21 protein-coding genes and 1 pseudogene are annotated in these 22827 nt (G+C 71.5%); 8 read left to right on the top strand and 14 right to left on the bottom strand.

Annotation, left to right across the window (positions count from 1 at the left end):
* Positions 1 to 75 precede the first annotated feature (75 nt).
* The 3 genes and pseudogenes from QRX50_RS28000 to QRX50_RS27990 all read right to left on the bottom strand — a co-directional run bounded on the left by QRX50_RS28000 (position 76) and on the right by QRX50_RS27990 (position 3660).
* Complete coding sequence (locus tag QRX50_RS28000) at positions 76 to 1464, bottom strand: M1 family metallopeptidase (protein WP_285966134.1); 1389 nt, start codon at positions 1462 to 1464, stop codon at positions 76 to 78.
* Positions 1461 to 2864, bottom strand: a complete 1404-nt coding sequence (locus tag QRX50_RS27995; protein WP_285966133.1) for a M1 family metallopeptidase — start codon at positions 2862 to 2864, stop codon at positions 1461 to 1463. The genes QRX50_RS28000 and QRX50_RS27995 overlap by 4 nt, the downstream gene beginning before the upstream one ends.
* A 45-nt stretch (positions 2865 to 2909) precedes the next feature.
* Positions 2910 to 3660, bottom strand: a pseudogene (locus tag QRX50_RS27990) (TIGR03619 family F420-dependent LLM class oxidoreductase).
* Positions 3661 to 3880: 220 nt separating this feature from the next.
* Here QRX50_RS27990 and QRX50_RS27985 point away from each other — a divergent pair.
* Positions 3881 to 4177 carry a DUF3040 domain-containing protein gene (locus tag QRX50_RS27985; protein WP_285966132.1) on the top strand — a complete coding sequence of 99 codons (297 nt, stop codon included), beginning with the start codon at positions 3881 to 3883 and terminating at the stop codon, positions 4175 to 4177.
* A gap of 7 nt (positions 4178 to 4184) precedes the next feature.
* Here QRX50_RS27985 and QRX50_RS27980 read toward each other — a convergent pair whose 3' ends face one another.
* Positions 4185 to 5300: an acyl-CoA dehydrogenase family protein gene (locus tag QRX50_RS27980; protein ID WP_285966131.1), complete on the bottom strand. Its 1116-nt coding sequence runs from the start codon at positions 5298 to 5300 to the stop codon at positions 4185 to 4187.
* 22 nt (positions 5301 to 5322) lie between these two features.
* Entirely contained in the window at positions 5323 to 5805 is a 483-nt protein-coding gene (locus QRX50_RS27975) for an Lrp/AsnC family transcriptional regulator (RefSeq protein ID WP_285966130.1), read from the bottom strand.
* A gap of 143 nt (positions 5806 to 5948) precedes the next feature.
* Between QRX50_RS27975 and QRX50_RS27970 the strand changes: the two genes are divergently transcribed.
* Positions 5949 to 8267, top strand: coding sequence for a transketolase-like TK C-terminal-containing protein (locus tag QRX50_RS27970; protein WP_285966129.1), 2319 nt, complete (start codon positions 5949 to 5951; stop codon positions 8265 to 8267).
* Between the two features lie 34 nt (positions 8268 to 8301).
* Here the strand turns inward: QRX50_RS27970 and QRX50_RS27965 are convergent, their stop codons facing one another.
* The 4 genes from QRX50_RS27965 to QRX50_RS27950 form a co-directional block, all read right to left on the bottom strand.
* A complete protein-coding gene (locus QRX50_RS27965) occupies positions 8302 to 9453 on the bottom strand; it encodes an acyl-CoA dehydrogenase family protein (protein WP_285966128.1) in 1152 nt (383 codons plus the stop codon).
* Positions 9453 to 10541 carry a Zn-dependent alcohol dehydrogenase gene (locus tag QRX50_RS27960; protein WP_285966127.1) on the bottom strand — a complete coding sequence of 363 codons (1089 nt, stop codon included), beginning with the start codon at positions 10539 to 10541 and terminating at the stop codon, positions 9453 to 9455. The genes QRX50_RS27965 and QRX50_RS27960 overlap by 1 nt, the downstream gene beginning before the upstream one ends.
* 31 nt (positions 10542 to 10572) lie before the next feature.
* A complete protein-coding gene (locus QRX50_RS27955) occupies positions 10573 to 11991 on the bottom strand; it encodes an aldehyde dehydrogenase family protein (protein WP_285966126.1) in 1419 nt (472 codons plus the stop codon).
* 77 nt (positions 11992 to 12068) lie between these two features.
* Complete coding sequence (locus QRX50_RS27950) at positions 12069 to 12749, bottom strand: GntR family transcriptional regulator (protein WP_285966125.1); 681 nt, start codon at positions 12747 to 12749, stop codon at positions 12069 to 12071.
* 109 nt (positions 12750 to 12858) lie between these two features.
* On the opposite strand from QRX50_RS27950, the gene QRX50_RS27945 reads away from it, so the two are divergent.
* The 4 genes from QRX50_RS27945 to QRX50_RS27930 all read left to right on the top strand — a co-directional run bounded on the left by QRX50_RS27945 (position 12859) and on the right by QRX50_RS27930 (position 16597).
* The gene (locus QRX50_RS27945; protein WP_285966124.1) at positions 12859 to 13668 is read left to right on the top strand and encodes an alpha/beta fold hydrolase; all 810 of its coding nucleotides are present in this window, start codon (positions 12859 to 12861) and stop codon (positions 13666 to 13668) included.
* A 114-nt stretch (positions 13669 to 13782) separates the two neighbouring features.
* On the top strand, positions 13783 to 14169 hold the full coding sequence (locus QRX50_RS27940; RefSeq protein WP_285966123.1) for a hypothetical protein: 387 nt from the start codon (positions 13783 to 13785) through the stop codon (positions 14167 to 14169).
* Positions 14170 to 14306: 137 nt separating this feature from the next.
* The gene (locus QRX50_RS27935; protein WP_285974583.1) at positions 14307 to 15110 is read left to right on the top strand and encodes a trypsin-like serine peptidase; all 804 of its coding nucleotides are present in this window, start codon (positions 14307 to 14309) and stop codon (positions 15108 to 15110) included.
* Positions 15111 to 15190: 80 nt separating this feature from the next.
* Positions 15191 to 16597, top strand: a complete 1407-nt coding sequence (locus QRX50_RS27930; RefSeq protein WP_285966122.1) for an MFS transporter — start codon at positions 15191 to 15193, stop codon at positions 16595 to 16597.
* 87 nt (positions 16598 to 16684) lie between these two features.
* Here the strand turns inward: QRX50_RS27930 and QRX50_RS27925 are convergent, their stop codons facing one another.
* From QRX50_RS27925 to QRX50_RS27905, 5 genes are all read right to left on the bottom strand, one after another.
* Positions 16685 to 17320, bottom strand: coding sequence for a hypothetical protein (locus tag QRX50_RS27925; RefSeq protein ID WP_285966121.1), 636 nt, complete (start codon positions 17318 to 17320; stop codon positions 16685 to 16687).
* A gap of 71 nt (positions 17321 to 17391) precedes the next feature.
* Positions 17392 to 18240, bottom strand: coding sequence for a hypothetical protein (locus QRX50_RS27920; RefSeq protein WP_285966120.1), 849 nt, complete (start codon positions 18238 to 18240; stop codon positions 17392 to 17394).
* Between the two features lie 82 nt (positions 18241 to 18322).
* Positions 18323 to 19807 (bottom strand): CehA/McbA family metallohydrolase, encoded by a 1485-nt coding sequence (locus tag QRX50_RS27915; protein WP_285966119.1) that lies wholly within the window; start codon positions 19805 to 19807, stop codon positions 18323 to 18325.
* Positions 19808 to 19949: 142 nt separating this feature from the next.
* Positions 19950 to 20669 carry an SRPBCC family protein gene (locus QRX50_RS27910; protein WP_285966118.1) on the bottom strand — a complete coding sequence of 240 codons (720 nt, stop codon included), beginning with the start codon at positions 20667 to 20669 and terminating at the stop codon, positions 19950 to 19952.
* 91 nt (positions 20670 to 20760) lie between these two features.
* Positions 20761 to 21210: an Lrp/AsnC family transcriptional regulator gene (locus tag QRX50_RS27905; RefSeq protein ID WP_285966117.1), complete on the bottom strand. Its 450-nt coding sequence runs from the start codon at positions 21208 to 21210 to the stop codon at positions 20761 to 20763.
* Positions 21211 to 21304: 94 nt separating this feature from the next.
* Here QRX50_RS27905 and QRX50_RS27900 point away from each other — a divergent pair, with 94 nt between their 5' ends.
* Both QRX50_RS27900 and QRX50_RS27895 read left to right on the top strand, forming a co-directional pair.
* Positions 21305 to 22162 (top strand): LLM class flavin-dependent oxidoreductase, encoded by an 858-nt coding sequence (locus QRX50_RS27900; protein WP_285966116.1) that lies wholly within the window; start codon positions 21305 to 21307, stop codon positions 22160 to 22162.
* Positions 22159 to 22575 carry a nucleoside deaminase gene (locus tag QRX50_RS27895; protein WP_285966115.1) on the top strand — a complete coding sequence of 139 codons (417 nt, stop codon included), beginning with the start codon at positions 22159 to 22161 and terminating at the stop codon, positions 22573 to 22575. The genes QRX50_RS27900 and QRX50_RS27895 overlap by 4 nt, the downstream gene beginning before the upstream one ends.
* The last annotated feature ends 252 nt before the right edge of the window (positions 22576 to 22827 follow it).

The following is a 22827-nucleotide window of genomic DNA, read 5'->3' as shown; positions in this document are numbered from 1 at the left end:
CCACCCAGAGGCCATCCGGTGAACAGAATGACGCGCGGCGACGCACATCACCTTTTCGGGTGAAGTGCGGCCCGCTCAGCGCGCGAGCGAGCCCGGGTAAAGGTATCGGGCCGGCGGGATAACGGAGCTGTGTGCCCACGCGGTGAAGAAGGCCGACAGGTCCTGGCCCGCCTGTGCCGACGCGAAGTGCTCGAAGTCGGGCCAGGACGCGTTGCCGTCGCGGTGCGCGGTGATCCAGTGCTTGAGCAGGCCGAAGAACCTGTCGTCGCCCATGGTGCGGCGCAGGGCGTGGAGCATGAGCGAGCCGCGGTCGTACAGGGCGAAGTCGAGCGGGCGGTCCTTGCCCGGGTCGTAGATCGGCACCTGCCAGTAGGCCGCGTCGCGGGCGTTCTGCTCGACGATCGAGCGGTAGCTCTCGTCGAGGTCGGCGCCGTTCTCGGCCCCGTCCCACAGCTGCCAGGCGTACTGGGCGAAGCACTCGGCGAGGCAGCCGTCGCGCCAGTCCGAAAAGGACACCGCGTCGCCGAACCACTGGTGCGCCAGCTCGTGCACCGCCGAGGCGTCGAAGAACGCGCCGTCGTAGGTCGGGCGGGTCTGCGTCTCCAGCGCGAGGCTGCCCTCGGTCGCCTCGGGCTGGACGACGATCGCGCCGGTCGAATCGCACGGGTACGGGCCGAACGTCGTGGTCAGGAAGCCCATGATCTTCGGCAGCAGCGCCTCGGAGTCGGGAAGGACACTCGTGTTCTGGCCGTACGCGGTGATCACAGGCGTGCCGTCGGCGAGCTTCGAGGTGTGCACGGTGAACTTGTCGATCGCCATCGTCGTGGCGTAGGAGACGATCGGGTGGTCCTCGTGCCAGCGGAACGTCGTGTGGCCGGCGTTCGTGGTCGTCGGGCCGGGCAGCCCGTTGCCCACCACCGTCCACCCGGTCGGCACGGTCGCCTCCAGGTGCAGCGCCGCCTTGTCCGACGGGTGGTCGTTCAGCGGGAACCACGCGGTCGCCGAGTGCGGCTCGCCGCTCACGTCGATGCCCCCGCCGACGAGCCGGTGCCAGCTCGCGCCCACCGGCTTGCGCGAGTACACGACGCGCACGGCGAAGGTGCTGCCACGCCGCACCCGCGTGCGCGGCGTGATCTCCAGCTCGTGTGCGCCCGACCGCGCGATCGCCTTCGCGGGCGCGCCGTTCACGGTCACCGCTGAGACCGTGAAGCCCTCCAGGTCGAGGTCGAACCGGTCGAGGTCCTGGCGCGCGGCCGCGTGGACCGTGGTGTCGCCTGTGAAGGAACCGGGGTTCGCGGGATCGTAGGACACCTTCACGTCGTAGCGCGAGACGTCGTAGCCGCCGTTGCCGTCCTGCGGGAAGTACGGGTCGCCGACACCGTCCGCGCCGATCGTCGACGGCTGCGCCATGCCGAGCGCCGCCGCTCCGCTCGCGACGAGGGCGAGCGCCTTGTACCAGCTCATGCTTTTTCCTTCAGGGTTCCGGGGTCGAGGTAGGGCTCGGGCGGGATCACGGCGCCGTGGGCCCACGCGGTGAAGAAGGCGGTGAGGTCGTGGCCGTACTCGTGGGCCGCGAGGTGCTCGAAGTCGGCCCAGGAGGCGTTGGCGCCGCGCGGGCGGGCGAGGAAATCACGCAGGGTCCGGAAGAACACGGCGTCGCCGACGGTGCGGCGCAGCGCGTGCAGCATGAGCGGGCCGACGGTGTAGGAGCCGCCGTAGAACCCGTCACCCGGGTCCGCGAGCGGGACCTTCCAGAAGTCCGGGTCGGCGGCGGCGCCGGCGAGCGCGGCCCGGTAGTCGGCGTCGAGGTCGTGACCCTCCTTCGCCTCCCGCCACAGCCATTCCGCGTAGGTGGCGAAGCACTCCTTCAGGCAGATGTCGGACCAGCGCGCCACCGAGACGCTGTCGCCGAACCACTGGTGCGCCTGCTCGTGCACGATGTCGGTGAACCGTTCCGGCGGCACCCCGCCCGGGTACACCGGCCGCTCCTGCATCTCGAACCCGCCACCGGTGTCGCCGGGGTAGAAGATGCCGCCGGCCGAGGAGAATGGGTACTTCCCGAAGCGCGAGGACAGAAACCCGAGCACCTCGGGCAGCCGGTCCTCGAACGGCTTCGCGGCCTCCGCGCCGGTGGTGTACGCGTCGACGATCGGGGTCCCGTCGGCGAGCTGTCCCGTGTGGACGGTCATCCGGTCGATCACCACACCCGTCAGGTAGGACGCGACGGGGTGACCCTCGGTCCACGAGAACGTCTTGCGCCCGCCGCGCACCACCGGCGGCGCGGGCACGCCGTTGCCCACCACCGCCCAGCCCGGCCGGTCCGGCATCGTCACGGCGAGGTGGAACGTCGCCTTGTCCGACGGGTGGTCGTTCACCGGGTACCAGCTCGAGGCGGAATGCGGCTCGGCGAACGCGTGCACCGCGCCGGCGTCGTCGGCCGTCATCCAGAAGAACCCCGGCGTGCCCGCATACCGCACGCGTACCCGGAAGGACTGTCCGCACCGCAGGGGTTTCGCGGGCGTGATCACGAGCTCGTGCTCGCCGGTGCGGGTGAAGGCCGCGGGCGCACCCCCCACCGTCACGCTCTGCACCGTGAAGCCCTCGAGATCGAGGTCGAAGCGGCTCAGGTCCTGGGTGGCGACGGCGTCGGCCGTCGTGTCGCCGGTGAGGTAGTCGGGTTTCGCCGGGTCGTAGTCCAGCGCGACGTCGTACTGGCTCACGCGGTAGCCGCCGTTGCCGTCCTGCGGGAACAGGGGGTCGCCGACGCCGTCGGACCCGGGGCTCGGGGCGGCGACCGCCGTGCTCGAGGCGAGCACGAGGATCGAGCCGGCGGCGACCGCGGTCGCCCACACTCTCTTCAGCACCGCGCCAGGCTGGCAGAACGGCGGGACGAACCGGTCAGGAACTTGTCAGGGTCGGATGAGGGTTCCGTGATCGAGTTTGCCCGCGAGCCGCCCGAGCCACGCCACGACCTCGGCCGGCTCGCGGTCCGGCAGCCCGAAGATCACCTCCGTGACACCCGCCGCTTCGAGCCGCGCGAGGCCTTCGGGATCGGGCCGCGGGCCGAGCGCGGCCACCTCGCGCTCACCGGCGCGGCCCTCGGCGCGCCAGATCTCCCGCAGCAGCCCGACGTTCTCCTCGACGTCCACTTCGGACGGTGTGGTGAGCCAGCCGTCTGCCGAGCGCGCGATCCAGCGGAACGTGCGCTCGGTGCCGGCCGCGCCCACAACACGGGAACCCGCTCCTGCACCGGTTTCGGCCACGCCCAGCTCGGCCCGAACGCCACGTGCTCGCCCTCGTGGCTCGCCACCTCGTCGGTCCACAAGGCACGCATCGCGTCGAGGTACCCGCGCAGCACGGTGCGCGCTTTCCCGCGGGCACGCCGTGATCGGCCAGTTCGTCGGTGTTCCACCCGACCCCGACGCCGAGCGTGACTCTCCCACCGGAGAGGTGGTCCAGCGTGGCGATCGTCGTGGCGAGCGTGATCGGGTCGCTCTCCACCGGGAGCGCGACCGCCGTGGCCAGGCGGATGCGAATGGAGACCGAGGCCGCGGTGGCGGGCGAGGCCCACGGGTCGAACCCGGCCGATTCGGCCGCCCGCGCCGCTGCCGCGGGGGTGATCCCGCGGTCGCCCGTGAAGAGCACGATGCCGTATCTCACGGCTCCCGACAGTATTAGAACGTGTTTCAGTTTGCAACGAAATCCGCCTGGCCACCGGAAGTGCTCTACAGTGAGCAGGTGGCCTCCGGCCCACCGAGCACCGCACCACCCGTCCGGGTTTGGCGATTATTCCTGGAAAAGCGGCGCTTGACGTGGGGTGGGCCGGGGTACTCAACTGGTAGGGCGATCACCCGGCCCGATCCGTCCTGAGGAGGGGGTCATGCTTCCCCATCGTGACCGCAGTGCACTGCGGAAGATCGAAGAAGAGCTGGCCGCGAGCGACCCCGACTTCGTCGCGGCCCTGAGCGCCGGCGCCCCGCCCGTGCGGTCGCGCACGTGGCTCGCCACCTTGATCCTCGCCGACATCACGGTGGTGCTGATGATCGTGGTCGGGCTGCTGGCCGGCAGCACCGGCATGTTCCTGTGGGGCCTCGTGATGGTCCCGGCGTTCGTCTGGATCCACCGGTCGATCCTGACGCGCAAGCGCGACCACACGGCCGACGACGCGAAGGCGTAGCGCAGGCTCAGAGCATCGCGGTGATGTTCGGCCGGACACCGAGCAACGCCTTGCCGTAGATCTCGTGGTTCACCGCCGGCTGTGCCATCGCGTGGGTCAGTGCGAAGTTCGCGTCGCGCCAGATGCGCTGCAACGGGTGTGCGTCGGCGAAGCCTCCCGTGCCGTGCGCCGCCACGAGAATCCCGATCGCGTCGACGACGCTCTGCACGGCCAGTCCGATGTCCCCGTGCACCCGCGCCCGCGCCAGCTCGGTCATCGGTTCGCCGCTCGCGAGCGCCGCGTCGACGTCGTCCGCGGCCCGCGCGGAATGCAGATGCGCGGTGTCGATTTTCAACGCCGCTTCGGCGAAGCGCACCTGGAACACCGCCGAGTCGGCTTGGCGCGCGTAGGCGGTTCCGGCCACACCTTTTGCCGACGCGCCCTCGCGCACCAGGTGCAGCGCGGCCCGGCCGAGTCCCAGCTGCGGCGCCGCCAGCACCACGGTCAGGTACGGCGCGAAGACTGAAACACGTTCCAGAAGCGCGGCCGTCCGCATGACGCGGTGCTCGGGCACGAAGAGCTCGTCCGCGACCACGGTGTCACTGCCCGTGCCGCGCATGCCGGCGACGGCCCAGGTGTGCTCGATGCCGTAGTCGCTCGCCGGCACGAGCGCCATCGCGGGTTCGCCGCTCTCCCCCACCGGGATCCCCAGCAGCGCCCAGCCCGCGTGCGCGATCCCCGACGCGTACGGCCAGCGCCCGCCGACGCGGTACCCGCCGGGCACCCGTTCGGCCCGGGCGGTCGGCGCGAGCGCGCCCGCGATCTTCGCCTGCGCGTCCGTCCCGAACACGTCCTCCTGCGCCTGCTCCGGGAAGAGACTCACCACCCACGCGCATGCGTTCACGAGCGTGAGCACCCACGACGTCGCGCCGTCGGCCTCCCCCGCTTCCGCGCCGACGTCCAGCAGCGTCCGCAGGCTCACCTCGTGGCCGCCGAAGCGCCGCGGCGTGCCCAGCCGGAACAGGCCGGCCTCGTCAAGTGCCCGCACGGCCTTGTCGGTGAGCCTGCGGTCGGTCTCCCCCTGCGCGGCCTCGGCGGTGAGCAGGGGCCGCAGCTCCCGCGCCCGCGCGACAAGATCGTTCACGGCTCCAGTGTGCCCTCGCGGCTCACTTCCCGGCGACCGCGCGCTCCAGCAACGGCGTGATCCGGTAGGGCACCATCTCGCGCATCACGAGCGCGTTGTGCGTGCGCTCCACGCCGGGGATCTCGAGCATCTGCCCGGCGATGCGGTAGAGGTCGTCGGCCTCGCGGGCCACGACGTGCACGAGCAGATCGGACTGCCCGGTCAGCCCGCGCACCTGAAGCACCTCCGGCACGGCGGCCAGCGCGCGGCCGACCTCGTCGAGCAGCCGCTGCGTGACCTGCACGGTCACGAACGCGGTCAGGGGGTAGCCGAGCGCGGCGGGGTCGATCCGGTGCTCGACCGAGCGCAGCGAGTCGCCCTGCTCCAGCCGCGCGAGGCGGCTCTGCACCGTGTTGCGCGAGAGCCCGAGCTCGTCGGCCAGCGCGACCGCGGTGGCACGCGGGTTGCGGTTGAGCGCGAGCAGGATCCGGGCGTCGGTGCCATCGAGCCGCTGACCACTGGGCATGGTGCGCAGTCCTCTCCGCGCCTGAGGGCGCGATTCTGGGCGTTCTGCTCACTGAACAGACCATCAGTTGTGCAGCATACCCAGCTCTGTTGGACTGAAGGCCGCGTTACGCCCAAGAAGATCGCAGAGAGGTCGTTGTCGTCGTGAGCAGTCCAGCCGCCGAGCGCACACCGGGAACCGCAGCGGACACGGAAGTCCTGCGCGAGGTACAGGACCGCGTGCTCTGGCTTTCGACCGCGATCATCGACCACGCCAACCGCGTGCGTCCGAACCCGACCGGCCTCAAGGTCGGCGGCCACCAGGCGTCCAGCGCGTCGATGGTCTCGATCATGACGGCTCTGTGGTTCGCGCGGCTGCGCGCCGAGGACCGCGTGTCGGTGAAGCCGCACGCCTCCCCCGTGCTCCACGCGATCAACTACCTGCTCGACGGCCTCGACGAGAAGTACCTGACGTCGCTGCGCGAGTTCGGCGGCCTGCAGAGCTACCCGTCGCGTTCGAAGGACCCCGACCAGGTCGACTACTCCACGGGCTCGGTCGGCATCGGCGCCACCGCGCCGATCTGGGGCGCGCTGGCCCGGCGCTACGTCGAGTCGACCACCGGCGGCGCGGGCACCGGCCGCCAGTACTCGCTCGTCGGCGACGCGGAGCTCGACGAGGGCGCGGTCTGGGAGTCCATTCTCGACCCGAACGTCCAGGAGCTCGGCGAGGTCGTGTGGATCGTCGACCTCAACCGCCAGTCGCTCGACCGCGTGGTGCCCAACATCGGCGCCACGCGCCTGCAGGGCATGTTCGACGCGGCGGGCTGGCAGGTGCTCACCGTCAAGTACGGCCGGCTGCTGCAGGAGCTGTTCGAGCACCCGGGCGGCGAAGCGCTGCGCCGGCGCATCGACGACATGCCCAACCCCGAGTACCAGCGCCTGCTGCGCTGCACCCCGGCCCAGCTGCGCGAGCGCCTCGCCGCCCCGGAACTGGCGCCGCTGCTCGACTCGCTCGACGACGAGACGCTGCACGCGGCGATCCGCAACCTCGGCGGCCACGACCTGTCCGCGCTGCTCGACTCGTTCGACGCCATCGACGACCGCCGGCCCACGGTGATCTTCGCCTACACCGTCAAGGGCTTCGGCCTCGCGAGCGAGGGCCATCCGCAGAACCACTCGTCGCTGCTCACGGCCGAGCAGCTCGGGCAGCTGGCCGAGCGCGTCGGCACGTCGGTCGACGACCCGTGGCACAAGTTCCCCGAAGGCTCGGCCGCGGCTCGCCTGTGCACTGAGACCGCCGCGCGGCTGCACCGCGAACCCGTGATCGCCCACGAGGTTCCGGCCATTCCTGCCGACATCGGCCGTACGCCCTCGGGCCGTACGACCACGCAGGCGGCGCTCGGGCGCGCGCTGCTCGACCTGACCCGGGAAGCGCCCGAAGCCGCGAAGCTCGTGGTGACGCTGTGCCCCGACGTCTCGTCGAGCACCAACCTCGGCGGGTGGGTGAACAAGGTCGGCGTGTGGTCGCCGCAGGAGCGGGTGGACTGGTTCGCCGACGACCCCGAGACGATCCTGCACTGGCGCGAGCGGCCCACCGGTCAGCACCTGGAGCTGGGCATCGCCGAGGTGAACCTGGTGAGCGCACTGGGCGAGCTGGGCACCACGTGGTCGCGCTGGGGCCGGCCCTTGCTGCCGATCGGCGTGCTCTACGACCCCTTCGTGGAGCGCGCGCTGGAGCCGTGGTCGTTCGGCATCTACGGCGGCGGGCAGTCGATCCTCGTCGGCACGCCCTCGGGCGTCACGCTGGCGCCGGAGGGCGGCGCGCACCAGTCGGTGACCACGCCGTCGGTCGGGCTCGAGCAGCCGGGCTGCATCACCTACGAGCCGGCGTTCGCGATCGACGTCGAGTGGACGCTGCTGGCTTCGCTGGCGCGCCTCGGCCGGCCCGACGGCACGTCGGCGTACCTGCGGCTCTCGACCCGCCCCGTGGAACAGAACCTGGCCGCGGTACCGACCGACCCGGCCGCGCGTGAACGCCGGCGCCGCCAGGTCGTGGCCGGCGCCTACCCGATCCGCACGGCCGCGGTCGCGCGCCCGGACGTGACGATCGTGGCGATGGGCGCGATGGTCACCGAGGCGCTGGCCGCCGCCGACCGGCTCGACGCGCTGGGCAAGCACGCCGACGTGGTGTGCGTGACGAGCGCGGGCCTGCTGTTCCGCGCGCTGCAGGCGCGGTCGGGTCAGGACACCGCCGACACGTGGATCCTCGACTCGGCACTGCCGTCCGAGCGCTCCGCGCCGATGGTGACGGTGCTCGACGGGCACCCACACACGCTCGCGTTCCTGGCCAACGTGCACCGGGTGCGGGCCGCGCACCTGGGCGTGACGCGGTTCGGGCAGTCGGGCGACCTGGAGAGCGTGTACCGCCACCACGGCATCGACACCGACAACATCATCCGCGCCGCGCTGGACGTCGCGGACTGACGCGCCGCTCGCCCGCGGTGGTAAGAGGCGGTGGTCAAAGGCCGCCGCGGGCGATGAGCTGGCGCACGATCACGTCCTGCTGGATCTCGTTGGTGCCCTCGCCGACGATCATCAGCGGGGCGTCACGGAAGTAGCGCTCCACGTCGAACTCGGTGGAGTAGCCGTAGGCGCCGTGCACGCGGATGGCGTCGAGCGCCACCTCCATCGCCGCCTCGGAGCAGAACAGCTTCGCCATGCCGGCCTCGAGGTCGGAGCGGGCACCGGAGTCGTACTGGCGTGCGGCGTGCAGGATGAGCTGGCGCGCGGCCGTCAGCTTCGTCGCCATGCCGGCGAGGTGGTTGCCCACCGCCTGGTGCTTCCAGATCGGCTTGCCGAACGACTCGCGTTCCTGCGCGTAGCGGAACGCGTCGTCGAACGCGGCCCGGCCCACGCCGAGCGCGCGCGAGGCGACCTGGATCCGGCCGATCTCCAGGCCTCGCATCATCTGCGCGAAGCCGCGGCCCTCTTCCGCGCCCAGCAACGCCGACGCGGGCACGTGACAGTCCGAAAAGGACAGTTCACACGTCTCCACGCCCTTGTACCCGAGCTTGCCCAGATCGCGCGAGACCTCGAAGCCGGGCACCTTCTCCATCAGCAGCACACTGATGCCCCGGTGCTTCGGTTCAGCGTCGGGATCCGTTTTGCACAGCAACGCGACCAGGCCCGCGCGGCGCGCGTTGGTGATCCACGTCTTCGTGCCGTCGACCACGTACCCGTCGCCGACGCGGCGGGCGCGCGTGCGCATCGCCTGCAGGTCGGAGCCGCCGCCCGGTTCGGTGAGCGCCATCGCGGCCCGCAGCTCGCCGGTCGCCATGCGCGGCAGGTACTTCTGCTTCTGCTCTTCCGTCCCGTACATGAGCAGCAGCTTCGCGACGACGGTGTGGCCGCCCATCGCGCCCGCGAGGCTCATCCAGCCGCGCGCGAGCTCCGCGGTGACGAGCGCATAGCACGGCGTGGACACCTTGACCTCACCGTAGGGCTCGGGGATGGCCAGGCCGAAGACGCCGAGCTCCTTCATGCGCTCGATCAGCGCCTCGGGGTAGGTGTCCGAGTGCTCGAGGTCGCGCGCGACCGGGCGCACGTCGCGGTCCACGAACTCGGCCACCGTGTCCACAATGGCCTGTTCCTCGGTGTCGAGCTCCCCCATCAGGCCTCCGCCGCGATCCGGATCAGCGACCGGGCGCCCTGGCCCGCGCGCATCCGGTCGAACGCCTCGGGCACCTCGTCGAGGGAAATGCGGTGCGTCACCAGGCTTTCCAGGTTCAGCTCGCCGGAGCGCACCTCTTCGGCGAGCATCGGGATGTCGCGATCGGGGTCGGAAGCACCGTAGACGGTGCTGGTGAGCGTGCGCGCGAAGTGGAAGATCTCCAACGGGTTGAAGACCACTTCCTGGTCGCGCCGCCCGACGCCGACCACCGTACAGTGCCCGCCGCGGCGCACCGAGCTCCAGGCCGTGCGGATCGTCGCGGCCGCGCCGACGCACTCGAAGGCGTGGTCGGCACCGCGGCCCTCGGTGAGGCCCCGCACCTGCTTCGCGAGCTTTTCCTCGCTCAGCAGGAAGTGCGTCGCCCCCGCGGCGCGGGCCAGCTCCTCCTTCTCCGGCGAGACGTCCACGGCGATGATCGGCGACGCGCCGGCCAGCTTTGCACCGAGCACCGCGCAGAGCCCGATGCCACCGAGGCCGACCACGAGCACCGACTGTCCACTGCGGACCTTCGCGGTGTTGCGCACGGCGCCGACGCCCGTGAGCACCGCGCAGCCCATCAGCGCCGCCAGGTCGAGCGGCACCCCGTCGGGCAGCGGCACCACGGACTTGCCGGGCAGCACGGTCTCCTCGGCGAAGCCGCCGACGCCGAGCACGACGTTGAGCGGCTCGCCGTCCACCTCGCCGCGCGGCAGTGTGGTGATGCCTTCGATCGTGGAGCACAGCCACGGTTCCCCGGCCTGGCAGAACCAGCATTCGCGGCACGCGGCGGCCCAGTTGAGCACGACGCGGTCGCCGGGCTTGACGTGCGTGACCTCCGCACCGGTCTCGGCGACGATGCCCGAAGCCTCGTGCCCGGGCACGAACGGGTACTGCGGTTTCAGCGTGCCGTCGACCATCGAGAGGTCGGAGTGGCAGACGCCGGCGGCGGCGATCCGCACCCGCACGTCGGCGGGACCGACGGGCGGCAGCACGATGTCGCGAACCTCGGGCACGGCACCCGGCTCACGCACGACCACGGCTTTGACCACGGTGTCTTCTCCTTCATCGCGCTTGAGTGGATCAGAGCTGGATGGACTTGATCTCGGTGAACTCGTCGAGCGCGGGACGGCCCATCTCGCGGCCGACGCCCGAGGACTTGTACCCGCCGAAGGGCGCCAGCGGGTTGTAGGCGCCGCCGTTCACGTCGATCTGGCCCGTGCGCACGCGGCGCGCGAACGCCAGCGCGCGGTCCTGGTCGCCCGACCACACGGCGCCGTGCAGGCCGTACTTCGAGTTGTTGGCGATCCGCAGCGCGTCTTCCTCGTCGTCGAACGGGATGATCGACAGCACGGGGCCGAAGATCTCCTCCTGCGCGATCGTCGAGTCCGGGTCCACGCCCGCGAACACGGTCGGGCGCACGAAGTAGCCGGTGTCGAGCCCCTCGGGGGTTTCGGCGCCACCGGTCACCAGCGTCGCGCCTTCGGAGACGCCCTTGGCGATGAACTCCCGCACGCGCTCGCGCTGCGCGGCCGACACCAGCGGGCCGAGCTTCGTCTTCGCGTCGAGCGGGTCGCCGGGGGTGAAGCCCTCGGCGAACTTCTTCGCCAGCGCAACGGCTTCCTCGTGCTTCTCGCGCGGCACGAGCATGCGCGTCCACGCGGTGCAGGTCTGGCCGGCGTTGAGGAAAGCGTTGGAGACGCCCACCTTCACGGCGGTGGCCAGGTCGGCGTCATCGAGGATCACGTTGGCGGACTTGCCGCCCAGTTCCAGCGTCACGCGCTTGACCGAGCGGGCGGCGACCTCGGCCACGCGCGTGCCGGCACGCACGGAACCGGTGAACGACACGACGTCGACCTCCGGGTGCGTCGCGAGCGCTTCGCCGACCACCGGGCCGAACCCGGTGACCAGGTTGACCACGCCGGCCGGGAAACCGGCCTCGTGGATCGCGTCGAACAGCTGGTACGCGCCCAGCGGCGCGACCTCGCTGGGCTTGACCACCACGGTGCAGCCCGCGGCCAGCGCGGGCGCGATCTTGCACGTGATCTGGTGCAGCGGGTAGTTCCACGGCGTGATCGCCGCGACGACCCCGGCGGCCTCGCGCACGATCAGCGAGTTGCCGACCTTCTCCTCCGGCGCGTCTTCGCCGAGCAGGTCCACGTACGTCCGCACGTCGGTCTGCGGCAGCGCAGCCTGGATGCGAGTGGCGATACGCAGCGGCGTGCCGACGTCGCGCGCGATCGTCTCGCCGATCTCCTCGGCGCGCTTGGCGAGTCCTTCGTGGAGCTTGCGCAGCAGCTCCGCGCGCTCGGCCCGCGTGGTGGCCGACCAGGCCGGGAAGGCCTCGCGCGCCGCCCGCACCGCGCGGTCGACGTCGTCGGCCGAGCCTTCCGGGATCTGAGCCTGCACCTGTTCGGTGGCCGGGTTCTCGACGGCGATCGTGGCGGCTCCCGCCGCCGGGACCCACTCGCCGCCGATGTACAGCACGTTGCGCTCTTGCACCGAGTCTCCTTCGACCGGGAACCGCCTTCGCGGCGGATTCTATAGAAAACTCACGCGCCCTGCCCAGTACGGATTCGTCACTCCCCCGCCAGCACACCCTGCGCAGCGAGGAAGTCGACGAGCAGATCGCCGGCGAGGCGGATGTGCGCGCTCATCGCGGCCCGCGCCGGCGCGGTCGCCCCTTCGCGCAGCGCGGTGAGAATCGGCTCGTGGCCGTCGCGCGCGGCGAGCGGCCAGCCGGGGATGTCGGCGTAGGCGGTGAACGGCACGTACCGCAGCGTCAGCGACAGCATCCACGTGAGCTTCGGCGCGGCCGCGGCGTGGTTCACACGGCGGTGCAGCTCGAAGTCGGCGCGTTCGGTGGCGTCGAGATCTCCGGCGGCCACGGCGCGTTCGAGCTCGGCCTGCAGCTCGGCCAGACCGGCGAGGTCCGCGGCGGTGAGCCGCCCCGCCGCGCGCGCCGCGAGCTCACCGGAGAGGTAGGCCTGCGTGTCGTAGAGGTCGGTCACGTCCTGACGCGTCACCGGAACGACGCTGAAGCCGCGGCCGGGCCGGAAGTCGACCATGCCCTCGCCCGTGAGGGACATCAGCGCTTCGCGCACCGGAGTCGCGCTCACGCCGAGCTGTTCGGCGAGGTGCTCGGTGCGCAGCCGTTCGCCGCCGCGCACGGCGCCGCTCATGATGAGGTCGCGGACCTGCTTGGCCACCCGCGGGCTCAGCCGCTCCCCCGGCTGCCGCGTCTGTCCGGCTTCTGCCACGAAACGACCACCCTGCGGGGCTCCGGCGACGATTCACGCCATCGTAGCGCCGGACGATCCGCCGTGCGGCCGCTACCGCCCGGGCGCCACCCGGCTAGCGTTTCGCCGCATGGAAACCCTCGACGCGGGCGGACAGCGGATCGCCTACCGCACCAGCCCCGGTTCCGGCCCCGCCGTGGTGTTCGTCCACGGCAACTCCTCGTCCTCGGCGGCGTGGGCGCGCGTGCTCGACGGCCCCTTCGGGCGGCGGTTCCGCGTGCTCGCGCTCGACCTGCCCGGCCACGGCGAGTCCGCACGCGCGAAAGACCCGGCCACCTACTCGATCCCCGGGCACGCCCGCGTGGTCGCGGATTTCGCCGAAGCGGCGGGCGCCGGCGACGCCGTACTCGTCGGCTGGAGCCTCGGCGGGCACATCGCGCTCTCGGCCTCGACACGGCTGCCCGGTGTGCGCGGGATCGTCGTGCACGGCACGCCGCCGGTCGCGTCGCCGGCCGACCTCGCCACGGCGTTCCTGCCCAACCCGGCCGTGGCCACCGGTTTCACCGGTGAAGTGTCCCGAGAGGACGCGACAGCGTATGCCCGTGCCCAGCTCGCGCTCGGCTCGCCGCTGCCGGTCGACGCGGCGGTCGCGCACATCCTCGCCACCGACCCCGAGGCGCGCGCGGCGCTCGGGCGCAGCCTGCAGAGCGCCGAGAACGCCGACGAGCGCGCGATCGTCGCCGGCTCCCGCGTGCCCGTGGCGATCCTGCACGGCGCCGAAGAGCAGCTGGTGAACCTCGAGTACCTGCGCACCATCACCTCGCCCCGGCTGTGGCGCGGCGAAGTCCAGGTGCTCCCCGGTGCCGGCCACACGCCGCAGGACGAGACCCCGGACGCGTACGAGACCGTGCTCGCCGCATTCCTCGACGATCTCGAGTGATCCCGATCACACGGAGAACCTCCGTCACCGGTCCGGGCGTCTTGCCCGGCGGGTCCCACGCCGTGGGGCCGTCGGCGCGTGTCCCAAGTGGACACCTGAGGAGGGAGAAACACTGTGGGGAGCAGGAAAGCAGTGCTGGTGGCAGCCGTGGCCGTGACGCTGGCGACGGCGGGCACGATCGGGATCACCACCGCGTCGGCCAGCGGCGACCAGCCGCCGGAGGGCGCGCGGGCCACCGTGCACGTGAGCCCGAACCCGGCCACCGCACGGGGCCAGGAAGTGTCGATCACCGGGAACTGCGGGGGCGGCACCGGACTGAAGGCCGTGCTGGGCGGGCTGCCGGACCACCCGGCGCTCGTCGACATCCACGTCGTCGACCCGAACCCGGCGCACTACCGGGCCACCGCCCGGGTGTCCGACCAGATCGGCTCGGGGGTCGGGCCGGTCATGGTCGGCTGCGGCGGCGAAGCCGGCGTGACACTGCTGGTCACGCGCTTCTGAGCCGACGCCGGGGGATCCCGGCGTCGGGATCCCCCGGGCCGGCACAACCGTTCGGCACCACCGTTCGACACCACTGTGAGGTTGCTGTGCATCCGGGCGCTCAGCGTGCTTTGCGCCCGAAAGCGTGCTCACCTGAACTGGTGGTGATCAACGTTTCCCGGGCGGCGCTGGCGGTGTCGGCCGCCGCGGTGCTGGTGCTGACGGGCGGCGCGGCGGTGTCCACCTCGGTCGCGGACTCCGGCGGGCTGCTCGGCGACGACACCGTCGCGAGCGCGGCCGTGCCCGCGACCCCGTCACCCGCGCCCACGACCGCGGCCACCGACGCGGTCGGCGCGTTGTTCTCCGGGGGCAAGCACTTCTGCTCCGCCAGCGTGGTGCACAGCCCGGCCGGCGACCTCGTCCTCACCGCCGCACACTGCCTCGGCGGCGGCACCGAGGGCCTCACGTTCGAGCCCGGCTACCACGACGGGGTCGCTCCCTACGGCAGCTGGACGGTGACGGCCGCGGCCGTGCCGGCGGGCTGGACCGCCTCGGCCGACCCGGACCTCGACTTCGCGTTCCTCACCGTCACCCAGCCCGGCACCGCCGCGCCACTGGAAAGCCTGACGGGCGCGAACCGGCTCGGCGTCGACCGGGGCTTCACGAACCCCATCACGCTCACCGGCTACCCCGACCCGGCCGACGCCCCGGTCGTCTGCGCGAACACCACGACCCAGTCCGACACCTACCAGCAGCGCGTGGAGTGCCCGGGCTTCCCGGACGGCACCAGCGGCGGCCCGTGGGTCACGGCGGCCGACCCGGCGACGGGGCTCGGCACGGTGATCGGCGTGATCGGCGGCTACGAACAGGGCGGCGACACCCCAGATGTGTCCTACAGCGCCTACTTCGACGGCAACATCCAGCAGCTCTACGACTCCGTCACGGCTGACGTCGGCAGGTAACAACCAGCACAGTCTCTTGTGAGGACCGGCTCCCGCCAGCTAGGTTGCCTTTGCCAACCGAGCTCGACGGGAGCCCGTTCATGCCCTCAGCCCCGGTCCGTCCCGGCGCGGTCCTGCTCGTGGTCTCGGCCGCGACGTTCCTCGCGAGCCTCGACCTGTTCATCGTCACGGTCGCGTTCCCGGCCATCCGCACGGCCTTCACCGGCGCCGATCTGGCGACGACGTCGTGGGTGCTCAACGGCTACACCGTGCTCTTCGCCGCCTTCCTCGCCCCGGCGGGCCGGCTGGCCGACCGCTACGGCCGCCGGCGGCTGTTCCTGCTGGGCGTCGCGGTGTTCACCCTGGCCTCGGCCGCGTGCGCCGCGGCGACGTCGATCGAGCTGCTCGTGGCGTTCCGGGCACTGCAGGCGGTAGGCGCGGCGCTGGTGATGCCGACGGCGCTCGCGCTGCTGCTCACGGCGTTCCCGCCGCACCGGCGGTCGATGGCGGTCGGGGTGTGGGCATCGATCGGCGCGGTGGCGGCGGCGCTCGGCCCGCCCGTCGGCGGCCTGCTGGTGGAAGCCTCCTGGCGCTGGGTGTTCCTGGTGAACCTGCCGATCGGCGTGCTCACACTCGTGTTCGGCCCGCGGGTGCTGCGCGAGACGCGCGACGGCACCACCGGCGTCCCCGACTTCCTCGGCGCGCTCGGCCTGCTCGCGGGTGTCGGGGCGCTCGCGTACGCGCTGGTCGAAGCGCCCGACCGCGGCTGGGGTTCGCCGACCGTGCTGATCGCGTTCGGCGTCGCCACGGTGGCGCTGGCGTGGGTCCCGTGGCGCTCGGCACGCCACGCCGTGCCGGTGCTCGACCTGCCTGCGCTGCGCGTGCCGACGCTGTGGCTGGCCTGCCTCGCGGTCGCGGTGTTCTCGGCGGGCTTCGGCGCGATGCTGTTCGGCAACGTGCTCGTCCTGACCTCGCAGTGGCACGACTCGATCCTCCTGGCGGGCCTGTCGCTGGCGCCCGGGCCGCTCGTGGTCGTGCCGATGTCGCAGCTCGCGGGCCGGGTCGCGCACCGCACGGGCCCCGGGCCGGTGATCGCGGCCGGCGGCCTGGCCATGGCGCTCGGCGTGACCGTGTGGCTGCTGCGGATGGGGTCCGAGCCGGCCTACCTCGCGGCCATGTTGCCCGGCCAGCTGCTCACCGGCGCCGGCGTGGGCCTGACCATGCCGAGCGTCTCCGGCATCGTCGCCACGGTCCTGCCCGCCACCCGCTGGGGCGCGGGGTCGTCGATGATCAACACCAGCCGCCAGGTCGGCACGGTCCTCGGCACCGCCGTGCTCGTCGCGATCTACGCCGGCGCACAGGACCTCGCGGCCTTCCAGCGCGGCTGGCTGCTGATCCTCGGCACCTGCGTCGCCACGTCCGTGGCCGGCCTCGCCATCGCCGGCCGGCGGCGCACGGACCACGTGCCCGAAAGCGCGCCGGAGCCGTCGCTCGCGACGCGAACTTGACCTGGAGCGCGCTTCAGCTCCTAGCCTCACCGGTCGTGTCGCAGAGCGCCTACTTCGACGACGACACCCAGCAGCCCGACGACTCCATCACGGCAGGTCGTCCATCGGCGAGACCTTTCCGCCTACCCCTCCGGAACGTGCCAAACCACTTCCAGCTACCCGCTTCCGTCGAGTTGGTGTGCAAGATCGTCGCCGTCGACGACCCACCTTGATTCGCGCACTTCTCGAATTAATTATGTTCCGCTTTCCCGCCAACCGACGGAAACAGCGGATCACCTCGTGGACACTGTCGATTTTCGCAAGAACCAGGACAATGATGAGCACGAGAAGCGAATCTGATCCCTTGAACTGCCCGGGAACGATCAATTGACTGAGCATCACTCCAATACTGCCGAATACCAGTGGATAGTAGACCTTGATCGCGGCCGACATGAACTCGCCATACTTCGCGCTCTTGCCGAAGAACGCCAGCGCCACGACGTGTCTTGCCACCACCGGCGACAGCGGAACGAAGAATACCGTCAAGCTCAAGCAGAAGATGACACTACGATCCTCGGTCACGCGAGCAATGACAGGGATAACAACAGAAACAGCCACTAGTAAGGCGTCCATCAATCTTACAATATGAAACACATTCAGCTTACGTGGCGGGGGATGCAGAAATGTTCGACGGGCGTTATCGGATTCAGTTCTGTTCTTCATCTCGCGGCCGCTCGTAACCATGCGGAGAGTCTATTGCACAGACGCCTGCCCCAGTTCCATTCGCGGACTGAATCGGAGTCCGAAGTGGACGGTCAGCGCGAGCTGGGCGGGGCGGCCGGCACCTGGTGCAGCGTCAGGTTCTGCCCGACGGCAGGGTCGGCCGTCCACGCGCCCGACTCGGCCGTCCAGGCCTGGCCGGCGAAGGTGACCTTGTCGACGCCCACCGTGGCGGCGCGGGCGACCAGCCAGGTGCTGATCGCCCAGCCCTGCGCGACCGGGTGGGCGCCGCTGAGGCGGGCGGTGCCCAGCTCGGCGTCGGCGGTCTTCACGAGGTCGGCGGTGGCCGGGCCGACGGTGATGTTGCGGCAGGTCAGCGCGGCCGGGATCTGGCCGGTCAGTGCGCTCGCCGCCGCGCGCGCGACGGGTTCCCACTGCGCGTAGGCGTCGGGTGCGGCGGAGCGCTGCACCGCCTGCGCCGCCTGGGTGATGGGCATCGACTCCCAGCCCGAGAGCTTGGCGAGCTTCGTGTAGAACGCCGTGGCCGCGTAGACCGGGTCCTGCAGCTGCTCCGGCGTGCCCCAGCCCTGGCTCGGCCGTTGCTGGAACAGGCCGACCGAGTCGCGGTCACCGCCGCTGAGGTTGCGCAGCTTCGACTCCTGCAACGCCGTGGCCAGCGCGACCGTGACGGCGTGCGACGGCAGCCCCTCCTTCGAGGCGACCGCGGCGATCGTCGCCGCGTTGCTCATCTGGGCGGGCTGCAGTGTGTACTGCGTCGCGTCCTGCTGGCCCGGCTCCTTCGGCAACGTGACCGTGCACCCGGGTGTCGCGACGTCGCTGCCCCGCGACAGCACCACCACCACGACGACCACGGCCACGAGGACCACGACGACCGCCGCGATCGCCGCCTTGACCCCGCACCCGCGCACCCGTTCCTCCCCCACCCGTCACATCCGGACCTGTTCGGACAATTCTGCCCGGAGGACCGGTAGGGCCCGTGTGTGGGTGAAGGAGGACGGGCCGGGGTCACTTGCCGTCGGCGGCGCCCAGGAAGATCGGGTTGGACATGGCGACCATCGCGTTCGGCGTGGTGGTGTTCGGGCCGCCCGAGGGACGCCGCACCTCGACACGCACCCACCGGCTGTAGCGCGGGTAGGTGGTCCAAGTCACCGTGGCCTTGCCACTGTCGGGCACCGTCTCGACGTGCTCGGGGCCGAGCTGGTCGAGGAACGTGACGGTGGTGCCCGGCGCACCGGTCACCGTCGCGCTCACCGTGACCGCGGTGCCGGTGCCGGCCGTGAGCCGCTCGCCGATGCCCGCGCTGCGCCCGCCGCCGGACACGCCGAACTCGAGGTTCACGTCCTTCGACTCGGCCAGCCACGTCCGGCCCGCCTTGAGGCCGGCGAGCAGGTCGGCGCGGCGGAGGCTGTCCGCCTTCACCACGGTGTGCGGCAGGGCCACGATCTGGTCCGGGTTGTGCGCGTCGGAGTCGCCGATCGCGGGGATCCAGCGGCCGCCGCGCAGCAAGCCGTCCCAGTGCGTGACGCTGGCCTCGTCGTCCTGGGTCCACGGCCCGTTCCACACCTCGACGAGGTCGGCGATCTCGTAGGCGAACTCGTACGTGCACCCGAAGCAGTTCGCGAACGGGTGCGCCGCGGTGACCAGGCCGCCCGCGCGGTGCACCTGGTCGGTGAAGTGCCGGAAGTCCGCCGCGTCGGACGCGCGGTAGCGCCAGTCGATCCAGGTGCCGGCGGGCAGGCCGATCGCGGGCCAGTGGCCCGAGCGTGTGGTGACCTCTTCACCGTTGAGGATCAGCAGGTCGTCGGTGGCGTAGTCACCCCAGATCAGCTGCGAGCTCTTGGTGTTGTGGTCGGTGGAGACGATGAAGTCGAGCCCCGCCGCGCGCGAGTCGGCGACGAGTTGCTCCGGCGTGCGCTTGCCGTCGGAGTGGACGGTGTGCAGGTGGCAGTCGCCGCGGTACCAGGACTTGCCCCGCTGGCTGGCCGGAGCCGTCTCCGGCGCCGGGTTCGGCTTGAACGGCTTGTCGTCCGCACCGAACGTCAGCGTGATGTCCACGCGGTAGTTCATGCCCTGCGGCGCCACCGTGTACGGGCCGAGGATCACGTGCCAGCGGCCCTGCTTGATCGGGCCGGCGACGTACCCGGGGGTGGCCTCGGCGGCACTGATCGAGAAGCGGTCGCGGAACCCGCCGGACCAGCCGCGGAAGCCGCGGGTGTTGCCGAGGTCGTGGCCCTCGGGGCCGAACATGCCGATGTCACAGGCGTTCCCGCGCACGCCGGCGGGCACGGTCGGCCGGTCGTAGGAGTAGACGACATCGATCTGCTTGACCCCGCGGGGCACGTCGACGGGCAGGTAGTACCAGTCTGGTACGTCGGGCTTGAGCGTGCCCGTGACCGTCTTGGTCTGCTGCGCCGTGCCCGGCGCGGGAGCCGCGAACGCGACGCCGGGCAACATGCCCATCGCCGCTCCGGCCGCCACGACACCACTCACGCGCAACAAGTTACGCCGGCTGAGATCCCCAGTGGACATGCGTTCCTCCGCATAGGTCGAAGACGGCCCGACGCTAGGCGAGGCCGAGCGCCGCCATCAACGACGCGCGGGTGAACACTCGGCGACCCTGGCCGCGGCCGGGCTATTCGTCCGTTCCCGCGGGGAAAACCTCGGCCAGCCAGGTGGTCCAGGCCACTTCCGGGTCCGCCGGACCGTCGAAGACGTGCGCCGCGACGGCGACCGGCCAGCCCCACGCGTCGCGGCCGTAGACGCGGTACAGCGCGCCGGCCGTGCGGATGCCGAGGAAACGGTCGGTACGATAGTCGACGACGCCTTCGATCGGCGTCGGTCCCGCGGCCACGACCCGGTCGCCGACGGCCGCGTCGCTCACGCCGAGCGCGTCGCACACCGCCGCGAACCCGCCGTCGGCCGAGGACTCCGGCGCACCTGCCGACACGTACGTCGCGTCGCGGCCCGCGAAGTGGCGGACGTACTCGGTGAGCGAGTGGTAGTAGAACTTCGTGTGGTGCAGACACGAGTCGAGCTGCACGTCGTGATCCTCGCCGAGCACCGAGCGGTGCCGATAGCGCAGCAGTGTGCCGGCTGCGCGGGGCTCGAGGTCGTAGTCGAGCTGGTTGAACCACCCGTCGGCCGAATCCGCGCGCGTCACGAACCGCCGCGCCGGGTCCCACTCGACGACGGTGCCGCCGGTCGGTGTCAGGCCGCGCTCGGCACCGCCGGGGCGCGGCTCGTAGGCGATCTCCCACAGCCAGCCGCCGGTGCGTGCCGTGAACGCGTCCCACACCTGCTCCGGCGTCCCCGCCAGCACGCCTTCCCACCGGACGTCGATCTCCGTGCCCATGTCCGCTCCTCCGCTCCGAGGGACGCCAGGAGCGCCCCTTCACGGATGCGTCGGAGGGGCCGGGCGCGCTTCGACAAATCGGCGGAATACTTCAGGCAGGTTTGCGCGGCCCCCGATACGGCAGCGTCTGGCTGTAGACGACGTTCGTGGTCGTGCTGCCGAACCGCGCCAGCTCCCCCATGAGCTGCTCGAGGTGTGCCATGGACGTGGCGGCGACCTTGAGCGTGTAGCAGTCGTCGCCGGTGGTGCGCAGGCATTCGAGCAGTTCGGCGCGTTCGGCCAGCAGCTGGTGCAGCGCCTCGTGGTGGTTGCCGGGGAACTTCAGCCGCACCACGGCCAGCACGCCGAACCCGACCTTGCCGAGGTCGACCTCGGCGCGGTAGCCGGTGATCACGCCGAGCGCCTCGAGCCGCCGCACGCGTTCGGTGGCCGCCGAGGCGCTGAGGCTCACCCGTTTGCCGAGCTCGGTGAGCGCGAGCCGGCCGTCCTGCTGCAGCTCGGCGAGGATCGCCCAGTCGGTGTCGTCGAGAGTCTCGGCCATTCCCGCAATCTACCGGCAGATCCACGGCCATCGGGCCGGTCTGCCGGACGGAATCCCTTCACCGGCCGGGCTCCCCGCCGCTAGCGTTGGCGCCGTGCGACTCGGTGTGAACATCCCGAACTTCGGCCCCGGCGCCGACCCCGGTGTGCTGCGCGCGTGGGCGCAGACCAGCGAGGGGCTCGGCTACGACCTGCTGATGGTGTCCGACCACGTCGCCATCACGCCCGACGTGGCGGCGCAGTACCCCGCGCCCTTCTACGAGCCGTTCACCACGTTGTCGTGGCTGGCGGGCGCGACGGCGAACGTGCGGCTGGGCACCACCGTGCTGATCCTCCCCTACCGGCACCCGCTGCTCACCGCGCGCATGGCCGCGAACCTGGCGGATCTCAGCGGCGGCCGGTTCGTGCTCGGCGTGGGCGTCGGCTGGGCCCGCGAGGAGTACGCGGCGCTCGGCGTGCCGTTCGAACGTCGCGGCGCGCTGACCGACGCGCACCTGGCGACCATCCGGGACGCGTGGGCCGACGAGGACGACTACCGCGCGGGCCGGGTGCCCCTGTGGATCGGCGGCGGCAGCGACGCCGCGCTGCGCCGTTCGGTGCGCTTCGGCGACGCGTGGCATCCGCTGCGCTTCCGGCTGCCGTGGGTGCGCGACGCGCTCGGCCGGCTGCGGGGCCTCGCCGAGGCCGAGGGCAGACCCGTGCCGGGCTTCGCGCCACGGATCGTCCTGCGGCTCACCGACGCCCCGCCCGCCGACCGGCTCGCGGGTGAGGGCACGCTGGAGCAGATCGTGGGCGATCTGGAGGAACTTCGGCGTCTCGGCGCCGAAGACGTGGTGTTCGACCCGTTCTCGGGCGACCCTGAAGAGACCAGGCGGCCCTCGGCGGCCTGGCGGACGCTCGCGGCCATCGCGGACGCCTGGAAGCAGCACTCCCTCGAAAGGGGACCACGATGACCGAGGCCCTGCTCCGCCGTGCGATCGAGCTCGCCGCCACGGCGCGGGCCAGCGGGAACCCGCCGTTCGGGTCGCTGCTCGCCGGCGCCGGCGGCAAGGTGCTCGTCGAGGAGTGGAACACGTCGCTCACCGACCGGGACATCACCGCGCACCCCGAGCTGAAGCTCGCGCGCTGGGCCGCGCGCGAGCTCAGCCCCGAGACGGCCGCGCTGACGACGATGTACACGAGCTGCCAGCCGTGCGGGATGTGCACGGGCGCCATCGAACGGTCGGGACTCGGCCGCGTGGTCTTCGCGCTGTCCACGCAGCAGCTGGCCACCCTCAAACCCCCCGCGCCCGCCGCGAGTTTCGAACTGCAGGGGCCCGCGTTGTTCGACGAAGCCCGCCTGCCGGTGGCCGGTTATTACCACTGAATTGCAATTGCGCGGCGACCCGGGGAATATCAGCCGCAAGTGGTGATCAATTCTCTTTCTTCGGCTCCCCGGCCGACTTCCCGCCGCGCGGGAACACAGGCCAGGAGCAGGGAAACCGCCACGACGCCCAGGAGCACGTGGCCGGCGAGGGCACACAATCCGCATAATGCGGTCCATAGGACGATCTTCATTCACCGAGTGTAGGGCCAGGTGCACAATGCAGCGGAAAACTTGGGAAAGACTTAGGGTTCC

This window comes from Amycolatopsis sp. 2-15 (genome assembly GCF_030285625.1).
GTDB classification, from domain to species: domain Bacteria; phylum Actinomycetota; class Actinomycetes; order Mycobacteriales; family Pseudonocardiaceae; genus Amycolatopsis; species Amycolatopsis carbonis.
The sequence above is the reverse complement of the archived record's forward strand: the minus strand, read 5'-3'. Positions and strand labels throughout refer to the sequence as shown.

Coding starts and splice junctions, on each gene's coding strand:
- QRX50_RS28000 (WP_285966134.1), bottom strand. CDS start 1,464: ATGAGCTGGTACAAGGCGCTCGCCCTCGTCGCGAGCGGAGCGGCGGCG.
- QRX50_RS27985 (WP_285966132.1), top strand. CDS start 3,881: ATGCTTCCCCATCGTGACCGCAGTGCACTGCGGAAGATCGAAGAAGAG.
- QRX50_RS27975 (WP_285966130.1), bottom strand. CDS start 5,805: ATGCCCAGTGGTCAGCGGCTCGATGGCACCGACGCCCGGATCCTGCTC.
- QRX50_RS27965 (WP_285966128.1), bottom strand. CDS start 9,453: ATGGGGGAGCTCGACACCGAGGAACAGGCCATTGTGGACACGGTGGCC.
- QRX50_RS27945 (WP_285966124.1), top strand. CDS start 12,859: ATGGAAACCCTCGACGCGGGCGGACAGCGGATCGCCTACCGCACCAGC.
- QRX50_RS27930 (WP_285966122.1), top strand. CDS start 15,191: ATGCCCTCAGCCCCGGTCCGTCCCGGCGCGGTCCTGCTCGTGGTCTCG.
- QRX50_RS27925 (WP_285966121.1), bottom strand. CDS start 17,320: ATGGTTACGAGCGGCCGCGAGATGAAGAACAGAACTGAATCCGATAAC.
- QRX50_RS27910 (WP_285966118.1), bottom strand. CDS start 20,669: ATGGGCACGGAGATCGACGTCCGGTGGGAAGGCGTGCTGGCGGGGACG.
- QRX50_RS27905 (WP_285966117.1), bottom strand. CDS start 21,210: ATGGCCGAGACTCTCGACGACACCGACTGGGCGATCCTCGCCGAGCTG.
- QRX50_RS27895 (WP_285966115.1), top strand. CDS start 22,159: ATGACCGAGGCCCTGCTCCGCCGTGCGATCGAGCTCGCCGCCACGGCG.